We start from the raw sequence: 14137 nt of genomic DNA, 5'->3' as shown, positions 1-14137 counted from the left end.
ATGAATTTCAAAGGTTCCGGATCCAAGTCGATTTCCCTGTTGCCGAGTGGCAGTACAGATTTCCTGTACCGCCGGTTGACCGAGTTGCTGGGCCTTGCCCTGTTGGCCGTGGCCCTGCTGGGCGCGGTATCGCTGATTACCTATTCCCCGGCGGATCCCAACTTCAACCATTCCACGGACAATCCCGCCAGTAACCTGCTGGGAACGGTCGGGGCCCATGCCTCTGACCTGATGCTGCAAACCGTGGGCCTTGGGTCCATTGCCCTGCTGTTCGCCCTTGTGGCCTGGGCTTGGCGCATTGCCTCGCACCGGGGGCTGTCATGGGGATGGCTGCATATTGCGCTGCTGCCGTTCGGGCTGTCCTTTACTTCGGCCGCACTGGCCGCCCTGCCCGTTCCCGCAAGCTGGCCACTCAATGCCGGGTATGGCGGGATCGTCGGTGACGTGATCTTCAACAACCTGATCATTCTGGGCCAACAGCTGGGCGTGACCATTCCATCGGTTCTGCTGGCCCTGTTTTTTGCCGTTCTCGGGACGGTTCTGCTGGTGCTGGCCTATGCCCTCCCGCTGTCGGAATGGCAAACCATGGGGCGCGGCGTCTTGCAGGGCTCCCGCGCTGTGGGCCGCCTGCCCGGCTTCCTGAAAGGGTTCCGCCGTTCCGCTGAGGACGAGGATGAAGACGAGGATGAAATGATCCTTGGCGCCCCGTCCAGCGAGGAAGACGAACCCCAAAAGCCCGCGAAGAAGAAGGCCAAACTTCGAAAATCCAAGAAAAAGGCGGACGAGCCCAAGGCGACCGAACCCAAAATCGACACCCGCCGCACCGAAACAAAGGCGGGCAAGCGGGTGGCGGCGGAAAAACAGGCTGCCCTCGACCTTGGTCCTTCCGACGTGTACCAGTTGCCCCCTCTCGCCCTGCTGGCCGAAGCGGACAAGAAGCTGGTCGTCAAACCGCTCAGCGAAGATTCCCTGCAAAACAATGCCCGGATGCTGGAAGGCGTTCTCGACGATTATGGCATCAAGGGCGACATCAGCCGGGTCCGGCCGGGGCCTGTGGTCACCTTGTATGAACTGGAACCGGCACCGGGGCTGAAAAGCTCCCGCGTGATTGGCCTTGCCGACGATATCGCCCGGTCCATGAGCGCCATTTCAACCCGTATCGCCGTTATTCCGGGCCGCAACGCCATCGGTATCGAACTGCCGAACCAGCGCCGGGAAACCGTGCTGCTGCGGGAATTGCTGTCCACTGCAACCTATGAAAGCACCAGTTCCAAGCTGACGCTGGCCCTTGGCAAGGATATCGGCGGCGACCCGGTCGTGGCCGATCTGGCCCGTATGCCCCACCTGCTGATTGCCGGTACCACCGGTTCCGGTAAGTCGGTGGCCGTCAACACCATGATCCTCAGCCTGCTGTATCGCCTGCCGCCCGAGGAATGCCGGTTCATCATGATTGACCCGAAAATGCTGGAACTGTCCGTTTATGACGGCATTCCGCATCTTCTGGCCCCGGTGGTGACCGAACCCGGCAAGGCCGTGGTGGCCCTGAAATGGGCCGTCAAGGAGATGGAGGATCGCTACCGCAAGATGGCCGAACTTGGGGTGCGGAACGTGGATGGCTACAACCAGCGCATCCGTGAAGCCAAGAAACGCGGTGAGGAGTTGAAACGCACCGTCCAGACCGGCTTCGATGCCACCACCGGCGAACCGGTGTTCGAGGAACGGGTTCTGGATACGGACCCGCTGCCGATGATTGTCATCATTGTGGACGAAATGGCCGACCTGATGATGGTCGCCGGCAAGGACATTGAAGGAGCCGTACAGCGGTTGGCCCAGATGGCCCGTGCCGCCGGCCTGCATGTGATCATGGCGACCCAGCGGCCTTCCGTGGACGTGATCACCGGTACCATCAAGGCCAACTTCCCGACCCGGATCAGTTTCCAGGTAACGTCCAAGATCGACAGCCGCACCGTGCTGGGCGAACAGGGCGCGGAACAGCTTCTTGGACAGGGTGACATGCTGTATATGCCGGGCGCCGGACGGGTCCAGCGCGTACACGGCCCGTTTGTGTCGGATGAAGAGGTCGAACAGGTGGTCAGCTTCCTGAAAAATCAGGGGGCGCCGGACTATCTGGCCGAGGTTACCGAGGAACAGGATGGCGATTTCGGCGGCATTCCCGGCGAGGGCGGCTCCAGCGGGGATGAACTTTATGACCGGGCCGTGGCTCTGGTCTGCCGCGAACGCAAGGCATCCACCAGCTTTGTCCAGCGTCACCTGCAAATCGGGTATAACCGCGCCGCCCGCATTATCGACCAGATGGAAAAGGAAGGCGTGATCAGTTCTGCCAACCATGTGGGCAAACGCGAGGTGCTGGCCCGCGATATTGAAGACAGGACCAGTTAATCCGGCCTGCCATGGTTTCGACGAAATGCACTGGCATTAAAAACAAGACCGATTATATCCAGAACATTCTGGACCGAGACAGAGGACCGATGCCATGCGGAATATGTTCAAATTTTTGCTGCCTGCCGCGCTTGTCTCCCTTCTGGGGGTGATCCTGCCGGTGCAGGCGGCGGACCTGTCCCTTGACGACAGGGAACAGATTGCCCGTGTCGAGGCCTATCTGAACGATATCCAGTCCATGAAGGCCCGGTTCCTGCAGATCAATGCGGAAGGCATGATCGCCCAGGGCGACGTCTACCTGCGCCGTCCGGGCCGCATGCGGTTTGAATATGAACCGCCCGCCCAGATTCTGGTGGTGGCAGACGGCACCTGGCTTGTCATGCATGACAAGGAACTCAACGAAACCACCCGCCTGCCGCTCCGCTCCACCCCGCTGAGTGTCCTGCTGGAGGAAACCGTCAGTTTCAAGGGGGCCGTACAGGTCATTTCCGTGGAACGGGACGCCGGCACCCTGCGCCTGAATGTGATCAACACCAAGGAGCCGGACGAAGGCGGCATTACACTGGTCTTTCGCGAAAGCCCGCTCAAGCTGCGTCAGTGGCTGGTCACCGATGTGCAGGGCAACACCACCAGCATCACCCTGAGCGATGTGGAGAGAAACCTCCCCCTCGAAGCCAAGCTGTTCACCTTTTTTGACAGCGACTATGACAAATCGAACAATTAAGCCCGCCCCTCCCCTATCCCGGCGCGGCAAATCGTGTTACCAACGCGGGTGATTTCAACATCCGGATGAGCAACAGGTCATGATGCAGGACGACAGCGACTTCAGCGACGATTTCCCCGATATCGAGGAATATCCCACGCTTGTTTCCGTGGCGCGCTTTACCCAGCTTCTGCCGCAGGTTTCGTGGTTTCAGTCCGTGGGCCTGCCGCTTGGCAAGGGCACCATTGAGGCCGCGAACCGGTATGCGCAGGCCCTTGGCTTCCCCAATGCCTATGTGGCGGAAATCGAAAACTGGGAAGAGGCCGCCTATGCCGCCGCCAGTCCCGACTGGAATTCCGAATGGTGGGAGGCCGAGGAACAGCTTCGCGTTGCCCTGACCGCATCCGCCCTTGAACTGATCACCGAAGAGGACCTTAACATGGCCCTCACCCATATTTCGGCGACCGCCTCCCCCCTTGTCAGCCATGCGGTTGAGAACATGGCCGAAGAGCAGGGCATTGAGGATGAGGAACTGATCCGCGCCGCCGCCGGGGCCGCCATCCAGACCTGCCATCAGGCCGCCCTTGTGCTGGCCGCCGGGGAAGAGGACGACCATCCCTTTGCCCTGAAATACAAGCTGTTCGAAATGGGGCGCTGGCCCATCGCCATTACCGGCAACAGTTTCAACCTGTTCTAAAAATCGTTCTGGTAGCGGAATAAGTTTATGCGTCTTGTCACCTGGAATATCAATTCTGTTCGTGCCCGTCTTGCCCATGTTGAGCATCTGGTGGCGACCCACAGTCCCGATGTCATCTGCCTGCAGGAAACCAAGGTAACCGACAACGAATTTCCCTTAAAAGTCTTTAACAAGCTGGGATATGAGTTCCACGGCATCCGCGGACAGAAAAGCTATAACGGGGTTGCGACCTTTTCCCGGCTGCCCATCGAGGTGACCGAATCCCCCCTGTGGTGCGGGCGGGATGACAAGCGACATCTGGCCGTCCGCTTCGAAAACGGCACCGAACTTCACAATTTCTACGTTCCTGCAGGCGGCGATATTCCGGACCCGGAACAAAATGACAAGTTTGCCCACAAACTGGCCTTCATGCAGGAAATGACCGCCTGGTTCCGCGAGCGCCGGTCTGACGATAACAAAATGATCCTGGTGGGAGACCTGAACGTGGCCCCGCTGGAAAATGATGTCTGGAGCCACAAGCAGCTTTTGAAAATCGTCAGCCACACCCCCATCGAGGTGGAGCATATGAGCGAGATCATGGCCTCCCACGACTGGATTGACGTGATGCGCCATTTCGTGCCCGAGACCGAGCGGCTGTATAGTTGGTGGAGTTACCGGGCGAAGGACTGGCGAAAAACCAACAAGGGACGGCGGCTTGACCATGTCTGGGTCACCCCGGCCTTGCAAGGCACCTATACTGCCATGTCCGTTGACCTTGAGGCCCGGGGCCTTGAAAAACCGTCCGACCATGCTCCGGTCATTGTGGATTTCGATCTGGCGCCCTGATCCCTGCCCTTACCCGGCGGCGGAGCGACTATCTTCAAGCGCCGTCTCATATTGCCAGTGATGCGCCCCGTCCACACGGGCGCGCTTCTTGGCTTCATACATCAGCATGTCCGCCTTGCGGATCAACTCTTCCACTTCATCAATATGGATCGGGCCAGCCTGAACCACGCCCATGCTCACCGTCACCGGATAGGGGCAGTCGCGGGTTATCTTGTCGGTCATCCGGCGCAATGGGCCTTCCGCATCCCTTAACGTGGTCCGTGGCATGACCACCACAAATTCATCACCTCCATACCGGGCCGTGATATCCACATCACGGGTTGAGGAATTGAGGGCGTTGGCGACCTGAACCAGCACCTCATCCCCGGCATGATGTCCATGCTGGTCATTGACCTGCTTGAACCCGTTCAGATCCATATAGGCAACAAGGAAGGACAGCCCATGTCGTTCGGCAACCAGACTTTCATGCTTGATGAAATCATACAGCGCCCGCCGGTTATAGAGGCCGGTCAGCGCATCCCGCCGCGCCTTCTGATGCACCCGGTTCAGCATGGAATCAACCCGAATACCCACCTGTGAGGCATAAGTCTCCACCTCGCGGGTGATGGATTGTATCTCGGTCATATAGGTTTCAAGAAAGGCATCGAAAACCAGTTCCGCATCGAACAGGAGAACCTTGCGAAGCGCCGTCAGGGTCGCCTCCCTCACCTCGCCGGTCAGGTGGCGTTTGATCTCTTCCTCCAGCAATCTCTGCAACTCGATATGCGCCTGCATGTAAATCCGGGGATGCACACCAATGCGTTTGTGTACCATGCCAATCCGCAACCGTGTATTCACATACGGCTCGTCATACACCCCGCCGAACAGGCTGCGCACATAGTCCCGCATATAGATTTTCAACCGCACAAGGGTATCCGCATCGCCGATAACCAGTTCAGCCTCTGGCAGGGTCAGTTGAAATCTGTAGAACTGCTCAACAAGGGCGTCTGCCGACGGGCTCACGGTATCCAGAAAGGCCGCAAGACAGGCCTTGTCCCCATCGCCAAAATTCAGGTAATGCTGCCGGCGGGCGATTTCCCGCTCCGAATATCCCATCTGCTCAATGAGCGTGGTTTTCACAAACTGTGTCATTCTCTGCGACCGCCCCCTATTAATCGCACTTTTCTATTTTAGGAAAATAGAGCAAAAAAGGCGGCCTGCGCAATCCGGGTAGCGGGCCGCACAGCGTTCCGATCCTTGGCAAAGGACCATCCAAAACGCGCGCTTTTCCTCGTATATCGGAAATTTGAGGGGGCACTATACCCCCTGAATCAGAAAAGGGATAGTCCGTTTTTCTGCCGGACTATCCCTTTGAAAACAAGATCATAAAACGAAATCATACCTGTCTGTAGATATGATATCGCCCTTCCTGAACCCCGTCCGGCAGAGAGACCGCTTCCCACCCGGAAACAACAAAGGGTTGGTCACTGACAATCAGGCTGCCGGACCCCAGCAAGGGGGGCAAAATCCGCCCCAGTTTTTCCGCCAGCATCACACTGGCCGCCTTGTCCCCCGACCCGATATCGCAATGGGCCAGCTTGGCGGGCGCGGGCAGCGCCTTCCCCGCCTGTGGCAGGGTTTCCAGAAAATCCCCGATAATCATGTGTTCATCATCGGGGATACAGTCCGGGTGCGCCTTGACGTGGCGATCAAAGACATAGATATCCCCCGCGCCAAACAGGCTGCGAAGATGGTCATAGGTCCGACCATTGCCAAGACCCAGTTCCAGAACAACCCCGTTGGTCCCGGCCAGCAACTCCGCCGCCCGGTTCAGGCAATCCCGCTGTGCGGTGACCCGCCGGATAAAACTGTCAAGCCTGCTCATTGGCCCCTTCCTTCCTGTCGAAACCCGTCAAGCCAACCTCCCATTCCTCGCGGACATCGGCATCGTCTTCAAAAGTGTACCGGGTTGCGTACAGTTGTTCAAAACTTTCCCGGCGTTCCAGACGGGCCAAACACCAGACTGTGGCAAGCCTCACAATCGGCGATGGATCGTCCAGCAAGGGGCGCACTGCGGACAGAACACCCGGATCACCCGCATTGCCAAGGGCAATCAGCACATTGCGGATAAACCGGTTCCGCCCCAGCCGCTTGACCGGGGAGCCCGCGAACAGCGCGCGAAAGGCGGGATCATCCAACACCACCAGATCGGCCAAAAGCGGTGCCTTCAACTGATCTTTCGAGACAAACGCCATCTCTTTCGAGGTTTGCGCAAACTTGTTCCACGGACAGGCCGCCAGACAATCGTCACAGCCGTAAATCCGGTTGCCGATCAAGGGCCGCATGGGGCGCGGAATATGCGCCCGTGTCTCGATGGTCAGATAGGAAATGCAGCGCCGCGCATCCAACTGATAGGGCGCCGGAAAGGCGTTTGTGGGACAGGCATCAAGACAGGCCGTGCATTGCCCGCACCCCCCGGTGGCCGGGCTGTCCGGCGCGATTTCCAATGTGGTGAAGATACAGCCCAGAAACAGCCACGAGCCAAATTCCCGGCTGAGAAGATTGGTATGCTTGCCCTGCCATCCCAATCCGGCCGCCTCGGCCAGTGGTTTTTCCATCACCGGCGCGGTATCCACAAACACCTTCACATCGCCGCCATAGGTCTGCACCATCCAGCGGGCAATCCGCTTCAGCCGCTTTTTCACCACATCGTGGTAATCCTTGCCCCGGGCATAGACCGAGACAATCCCCTTGTCCGGGTGGTCGGCCAGCGCCCGCGGGTCTTCCTCCGGCCCGTAATTGAGGCCCAGCATGACAACGGAGCGGGCTTCGGGCCACAGGTTCTGGGGATGCCGCCGCCAGTCCGCCTTGGTCTGCAGCCAGTCCATGTCCCCCTGTCGACCCTGTTCCAGAAAAGCGGAAAGCCGGTCCCCCGGCGCCGGTCCAATCGCGGCGCTCGTGATCCGGGCCACATCGAACCCCTCGACGATTGCCTTATCAAGAAGTGCCTGCTTGTCCGGCTCAGAAATCAAGATCGGCATAATGTTTCGGGGCAGGCATGCCCGGAAGATTATCCGCCAGCAGCGGGCGGAATGTCGGACGGGACTTGATCCGGGAATACCAGATTTTTGCCGTCGGATGCTGCTCCCACGGGACATCACCCAGATAATCGACGGCCGACAACTGCGCCGCCGCCGCAATATCGGCAAGGCTGAACTCATCCCCCGCCAGCCAGCTTCGCCGCTCTGTCAGGTAAGAGATATAATCCAGATGATAATGAATATTGTGGTGGCCGGCGCGAATGGCTGCCGTGTTCGGCGTTCCGGCCCGCATCAGCCGCTTCATCAGTTTTTCCTCGACCAGATTGTCCGTGACCTCGGTCTGGAATTTCCGGTCAAACCACGCGATCAGGCGCCGGGCCTCCGCCTTCAGGGACGGATCCTTCGGCAACAGAGGAACATCCTCGTAGGTTTCCTCCAGATACTCCACAATGGCCTGGCTGTCTGCCAGAACGGCACCGTTCTCGTCTTCCAGAACCGGCACCTCACTCGCAGGGTTCAGGGCCAGAAAGCCATCCCGGCGTTCCCAGTCCTTTTCCACCACCAGTTCATATTTGAGACCCTTTTCATTCAGGGCAAGGCGGACTTTGCGGCAGGCCGGCGAAATCCAGAAATGATAAAGTATACGCATGGGGTCAGAATACCCCACGCACAAGGTTTGGAGAATAGGCAGATTGGGAATTTTTCCAGAAACTGCCCCCTTCCCGGTCAGTGCATGCTGACAATCCGCAATTTTTCACTTTTCTGCAGAAGACGGGCGCATTCGCTGGCAACCCGGTGGAACATCTCGGCCACATGCAGCTTGCCTTCCAGTTCAAGACGGGTGACTTCCCTGAGGGCCCAATCCGCCGCATCCTCGCCGAACAGCAGGATAAACTTGCGGGCCGCCCAGTTTACATCCCCCTGATCAATGATCGGATCGGCATATCCGGCTTTTCGGGACGGGCTGGGTGAAACCATTGACGGTGTGGTCTGCATTCTGGATCTCCTGTTACGGGACGGCTGTATTCCTATTCTCCCCCAACAGAAGCAAAGTTCGGGCCAGTTCAGGACCGCCCGCCCAGTATTTGAAAACATCCCGACAAAACAATCTGTTACCCATATACTCGCGGCTTTCCGCTCGCTGCCCAGCGCCCTTGCCGCCCCGCCTGTGGTAATTCCTGCCGGGCAGATCACAGGCGATACTGAAAATCCTGCCGCTTCCTTGACAGGGGGGCCCCCTCCTCCTAATAAAGCAAACTGTTTTTGCATCCACCTTGTTGTTCGAGTGTATTTGTATGGAAGCCTTCCTCACCTCAACGGTTACCGTTGCGCTGGCCGAAATCGGCGACAAGACCCAACTGTTGTCGCTGTTGCTGGCCACCCGCTTTCGCAAACCCCTGCCCATTATTGCCGGAATTCTGGTGGCAACACTGGCCAACCATGCGGCTTCCGCGTGGCTGGGCGGATGGGCCAGCCAGTTTTTCCAGAGCGACGCCGGACAATGGATCGTCGGGGGCAGTTTCATTGCCGTGGGGCTGTGGCTGTTGGTCCCCGACAAGGACGAGGAACCCTCCACCCTGTTTGACAGGTTCGGCGTTTTCGGCGTGACAACGGGGCTGTTCTTTCTGGCCGAAATTGGCGACAAGACCCAGATTGCCACGGTCCTGCTGGGGGTCGAGTATCAGGCCCTTGTTCTGGTCACCGCCGGCACCACCCTTGGCATGATGCTGGCCAATGTGCCGGTGATTTATGCGGGACAGGCCCTGATGGACCGTATCCCCATGAACGCGGTCCGAAAACTGGCCGCCGCCACGTTTGTGGCCGTCGGCATCTGGTCCCTGCTATCCTGATCCGCCCGGCCAGCCGGACACACCCTGCCGCCCTGATACAAAAAGAGCCCCGCTGAAAAACGGGGCTCTCTTTTTTAGGACACCAGAAAAGGATCAGGCGGTTTCCCGTTCCTGTTCGTCACTCAGGGGATGGGACAGCTTGTTAATCATTTCCTTCGGACAGACCTGCCAGAACTGACCCAGTTCCATTTCCCAGTGGGCCAGAAGTTTTTCGGCCAGCGGGGAACTGGTATTGATGTAATGTTCTTCCACAAGGGAGCGCAATTCCCCTTCCCAGTGGCTGGAGGCAATCCGCTGATAGACAACGGATTCGTCGTTGATATTGAGCGGCAGCTTGTTGTCCGGATCATACAGGAACGCCATACCGCCCGTCATACCGGCGCCAAAGTTTCCGCCCACATCGCCCAGAATCACAACCGTACCACCGGTCATGTATTCGCAGCCATTGGTGCCGCAACCCTCGATCACGGTAACCGCGCCGGAGTTCCGAACCGCGAACCGCTCACCGGCCTGACCGGCCGCGAACAGATACCCGGATGTGGCCCCGTACAGAACCGTGTTCCCGATAATGGTATTTTCATTCCACGTAATCGGGCTGGAGGTCATGGGACGGACCACAATGGTGCCGCCGGACAGGCCCTTGCCGCAATAGTCGTTGGCATCGCCCAATACTTCCAGCTTCAGGCCCTGCACCGCAAACGCGCCAAGGGACTGACCCGCGGAACCGCGCAGGCGCACCGTGATATGGCCGGGCTCCAGCCCTTTCATGCCAAAGGTCCGCACAATCTGCGAGGACAGCTTGGTCCCGATGGCCCGGTGTGTGTTGCGGATGCTGTAGGCAAGCTGGCGCTTTTCACCGCCCTTGCTGAACACACTGGCCGCATCCATGATCATCCGGGCATCCAGCGTTTCCGGCACCGGAACCGGTCCTGTATTGGTGCAGGTCCGGGGGTTGTCGCCCGCATCGGCTTCCGCCAGAAGCGGGTTCAGGTCCAGATCATCCAGACGGGCAGAGCCACGGCTGACCTGTGTCAGCAGGTTGCTGCGACCGATGATCTCGTCAAGGGAGCGGTAACCCAGAGAGGCCAGAATTTCACGCACTTCCTCGGCAAGGAAGCTGAACAGGTTGACCACCTTGTCCGCCGTGCCTTCATATTTCTTGATCAGGTCCTCATCCTGCGTACAGATGCCCACCGGACAGGTGTTGGAGTGACACTGCCGTACCAGAATACAGCCCAGCGCCACTAGCGCCCCGGTGCCAAGACCAAATTCCTCACCGCCCATCATGGCACTGATGACGATATCCCGGCCGGTTTTCATCCCGCCGTCCACACGCAGCAGCACCCCGTGCCGCAGCTTGTTCAGGGTCAGCACCTGATTGACTTCCGGCAGGCCCATTTCCCACGGCACACCGGCATATTTGACGGAGGTTTGCGGGCTGGCGCCCGTCCCGCCGGAATTGCCGGAGATCATGATCACGTCAGCCTTCGCCTTGGCCACACCGGCAGCAACCGTACCGATACCGGCCTCGGCCACCAGTTTCACGCAAACGCGGGCTTCCGGATTGATCTGCTTCAGGTCATAGATGAGCTGCGCCAGATCCTCGATGGAGTAGATATCATGATGCGGCGGCGGAGAGATCAGCGTCACGCCCGGCGTTGAATTGCGGAGCTTGGCAATCATTTCCGACACCTTGAAGCCGGGCAACTGACCACCTTCACCAGGTTTTGCCCCCTGGGCCACCTTGATCTCGATTTCCTCGCAGTTATTGAGATATTCGGCGGTCACACCAAACCGGCCAGAGGCAATCTGCTTGATGGCGGAGTTGGCGTTATCACCGTTCGGGCGCGGGGTGAAACGGCTGACATCCTCGCCGCCTTCACCGCTGTCCGACTTGCCGCCGATCCGGTTCATGGCAATGGCCAATGTCTCGTGGGCTTCCTTGGACAGGGCCCCCAGGCTCATGGCACCGGTCACAAACCGTTTACGGATTTCGGTGATGCTTTCCACTTCATCGATGGAAATGGGGGACCGGTCAGACTTGAAGTCCAGCAGGTCGCGCAGATTGACCGGGGCCATATTGCGCAGGCCAGCACTGTACTTCTTGTACATGGAATAGCTGTCCTTCTCGACAGCCGTCTGCAGGATATGGATCAACTCACCGTCAAAGGAATGGACCTCGCCGCGCGCCCGGTAGCGATACAGACCGCCAACCGGCAGGGCAATGACATCCTCGCGGTAGGCCTTGCGATGCTGTTCCTCGACCTTGTGCTGAATACCGGGCAAACCGATACCGGAAATCCGGGACGGCATACCGGGGAAGAATTCCGCCACCAGCGCCCGGGACAGGCCAACCGCCTCGAAATTGTACCCACCGCGATAGGAACTGAGAACGGAAATGCCCATCTTTGACATGACCTTCAGCAGGCCATTATCGACCGCGTCCTTGGAGCGGCGCAGGCATTCCTTCAGGTCCAGCCCCGGGAACAGGCCCCGGTCGTGGCGATCGGCAATGCTTTCCTGCAGCAGATACGGGTTGATGGTGGTGGCTCCGACGCCGACCAGAACCGCAAAATACTGCACATCCAGACATTCACCCGTCCGGATATTGACCGAGGTAAAGGTCCGCAGGCCTTCTTTCACCAGATGGGTGTGCACCCCGCCAGCGGCCAGAATGCTAGGGATCGGCGCCCGATCCGGCCCGGCCTCCATATCACTCAGGACCAGGTGGGCGCATCCGCCGCGAACGGCATCCTCGGCCTCGTCGCGGATACGGCGAAGGGCGTTCGACAGGGCTTCCGGCCCTTCTGTGGGATCGAAGGTACAGTCAATCACATGAGCTGTATCGCCCATGTATTTCTGCATGGCCTCAAACTCACCATTGGTCAGGACCGGTGATTCCAAAGACAGGATTTCCGCCTGACTGGGGTCCTCGTCCAGAATATTGTTCAGGTTGCCAAGACGGGTTTTCAAGGTCATGACCCGGCGTTCGCGCAAACTGTCGATCGGCGGGTTTGTCACCTGACTGAACCGCTGGCGGAAATAGTGGTGCAGACCGCGATAATGGTTCGACAGCACCGCAAGCGGTGTATCATCGCCCATGGAACCAACCGCTTCCTTGCCGTCCTCGGCCATGGGATGCAGGATCAGTTCCAGATCCTCAAGGCTCCAGCCAGACAGGATCTGGCGCTTGCGAAGCTCGGTCCGATCGAACTTGCGGTTCTCGTCCACATCCTTCAGAACTTCTTCAAGTTCAACAATATTCTCGATCCATTTTCCGAACGGCTGGGCCGCAGCCAGACGATCCTTCAGTTCATCCGAGAAATAGAATTTTCCGTCTGCCAGATCGACACCGATCATTTCACCGGGCCCCACACGGCCCTTGCGTTCCACCTGCAATTCATTGACCGGAACCATGCCGGTTTCAGAACCAACGATCAGCATGCCCGTATTGGTGATGGTGTAACGCAGCGGACGCAGGCCATTGCGGTCCAGTCCGGCGATCACCCAGCGGCCGTCGGTGGCACAAATGGCGGCCGGGCCGTCCCACGGCTCCATGACCGAGTTGCTGTAGGCATACAGCGCCTTGTGGCTTTCCGGCATGGACGCATTGTTGGACCAGCTTTCGGGAATCAGCAGGGTCTTGGACATGGGGGCGCTTCGCCCGGCACGAACCAGAACCTCAAACACCGCATCCAGCGCCGCACTGTCGGAACTGCCCGCCTGAATGATCGGCTTCACATCGTCGCTGAGGTCCCCGAATGTCTTGTGCGCCATGCGGATTTCATGGCTTTTCATCCAGTTGGTATTACCGCGAATGGTGTTGATTTCCCCATTATGGGCCAGCACGCGGAACGGCTGGGCCAGATGCCATGTGGGGAAGGTGTTGGTGGAATACCGCTGGTGGTAAATGGCAAAGTTGGACACAAACCGGTCATCCAGCAGATCCGGATAGAAAGAGGACAGCTGTTCCGCAAGGAACATCCCCTTGTAAATGATCGACCGGCAGGACAGCGTACAGATATAGAAGCCGGAGATATGGGCATTGAGAACCGCCTTCTCGATCCGGCGACGGATGATATAGAGTTCCCGTTCGAACACCTCGTCATCAACCCCGCGGTTGTTGGCGATCATGATCTGTTCGATTTCCGGGCGGGTGGCATTGGCCTTTTCGCCGATGATGCTGGCATTGACCGGCACCTGACGCCAGCCATAGATATAATAGCCGAACTTCAGAACCTCGGATTCCACGATGGTCCGGCAGGTTTCCTGCGCCTCGAAATCGGTCCGCGGCAGAAACACCATGCCAACGGCCAGACGGCCATCCAGCGGCTCATGACCGGTGCGGGCGATATGTTCCTTGAAGAAGTCCTGCGGAATCTGGACATGGATACCGCAACCGTCACCGGTTTTCCCATCCGCGTCCACCGCGCCCCGGTGCCATACGGCCTTCAGGGCATCGATCCCGGCCTCAACAACCGCCCGGGTCGGGGTGCCGTCAAGGGCCGCCACAAGACCCACACCACAGTTGTCATGCTCATCCGCCGGATTATACAGGCCGTTTTCTTTCAGGAAGTTGGCGTTGTCCGTCCAGGATTTCACGAATTCTTCACCGGAAACCATGTTGTTCTCGTTTGTCATG

11 protein-coding genes are annotated in these 14137 nt (G+C 58.7%); 5 read left to right on the top strand and 6 right to left on the bottom strand.

Annotated features, from left to right (window positions below):
* The 4 genes from FQB27_RS01160 to xth all read left to right on the top strand — a co-directional run bounded on the left by FQB27_RS01160 (window position 1) and on the right by xth (window position 4625).
* Entirely contained in the window at window positions 1–2400 is a 2400-nt protein-coding gene (locus FQB27_RS01160; RefSeq protein ID WP_169559042.1) for a DNA translocase FtsK, read from the top strand.
* A gap of 94 nt (window positions 2401–2494) precedes the next feature.
* Window positions 2495–3124 carry a LolA family protein gene (locus FQB27_RS01155; protein WP_169559041.1) on the top strand — a complete coding sequence of 210 codons (630 nt, stop codon included), beginning with the start codon at window positions 2495–2497 and terminating at the stop codon, window positions 3122–3124.
* Window positions 3125–3203: 79 nt separating this feature from the next.
* Complete coding sequence (locus FQB27_RS01150; protein WP_169559040.1) at window positions 3204–3800, top strand: hypothetical protein; 597 nt, start codon at window positions 3204–3206, stop codon at window positions 3798–3800.
* 27 nt (window positions 3801–3827) lie between these two features.
* Window positions 3828–4625 carry an exodeoxyribonuclease III gene (gene xth, locus FQB27_RS01145; protein WP_169559039.1) on the top strand — a complete coding sequence of 266 codons (798 nt, stop codon included), beginning with the start codon at window positions 3828–3830 and terminating at the stop codon, window positions 4623–4625.
* Between the two features lie 9 nt (window positions 4626–4634).
* Here xth and FQB27_RS01140 read toward each other — a convergent pair whose 3' ends face one another.
* From FQB27_RS01140 to FQB27_RS01120, 5 genes are all read right to left on the bottom strand, one after another.
* A complete protein-coding gene (locus tag FQB27_RS01140) occupies window positions 4635–5756 on the bottom strand; it encodes a GGDEF domain-containing protein (protein ID WP_169559038.1) in 1122 nt (373 codons plus the stop codon).
* A 244-nt stretch (window positions 5757–6000) separates the two neighbouring features.
* Window positions 6001–6489 carry a class I SAM-dependent methyltransferase gene (locus FQB27_RS01135; RefSeq protein WP_169559037.1) on the bottom strand — a complete coding sequence of 163 codons (489 nt, stop codon included), beginning with the start codon at window positions 6487–6489 and terminating at the stop codon, window positions 6001–6003.
* Window positions 6476–7645 carry a tRNA epoxyqueuosine(34) reductase QueG gene (queG, locus tag FQB27_RS01130; protein WP_169559036.1) on the bottom strand — a complete coding sequence of 390 codons (1170 nt, stop codon included), beginning with the start codon at window positions 7643–7645 and terminating at the stop codon, window positions 6476–6478. The genes FQB27_RS01135 and queG overlap by 14 nt, the downstream gene beginning before the upstream one ends.
* Window positions 7626–8294 carry an FtsZ-binding protein FzlA gene (gene fzlA, locus FQB27_RS01125; RefSeq protein ID WP_169559035.1) on the bottom strand — a complete coding sequence of 223 codons (669 nt, stop codon included), beginning with the start codon at window positions 8292–8294 and terminating at the stop codon, window positions 7626–7628. Before fzlA ends, queG begins: the two co-directional genes overlap by 20 nt.
* Window positions 8295–8371: 77 nt before the next feature.
* Window positions 8372–8641, bottom strand: a complete 270-nt coding sequence (locus tag FQB27_RS01120; RefSeq protein WP_169559034.1) for a hypothetical protein — start codon at window positions 8639–8641, stop codon at window positions 8372–8374.
* Between the two features lie 299 nt (window positions 8642–8940).
* On the opposite strand from FQB27_RS01120, the gene FQB27_RS01115 reads away from it, so the two are divergent.
* Window positions 8941–9495, top strand: coding sequence for a TMEM165/GDT1 family protein (locus FQB27_RS01115; protein WP_169559033.1), 555 nt, complete (start codon window positions 8941–8943; stop codon window positions 9493–9495).
* A 93-nt stretch (window positions 9496–9588) separates the two neighbouring features.
* On the opposite strand, the gene gltB is transcribed toward FQB27_RS01115, so the two are convergent.
* Window positions 9589–14136, bottom strand: coding sequence for a glutamate synthase large subunit (gene gltB, locus FQB27_RS01110; RefSeq protein WP_169559032.1), 4548 nt, complete (start codon window positions 14134–14136; stop codon window positions 9589–9591).
* Between the last annotated feature and the right edge of the window lies 1 nt (window position 14137).

Source organism: Sneathiella chinensis (genome assembly GCF_012720115.1).
Classification (GTDB): domain Bacteria; phylum Pseudomonadota; class Alphaproteobacteria; order Sneathiellales; family Sneathiellaceae; genus Sneathiella; species Sneathiella chinensis.
The sequence above is the reverse complement of the archived record's forward strand: the minus strand, read 5'-3'. Positions and strand labels throughout refer to the sequence as shown.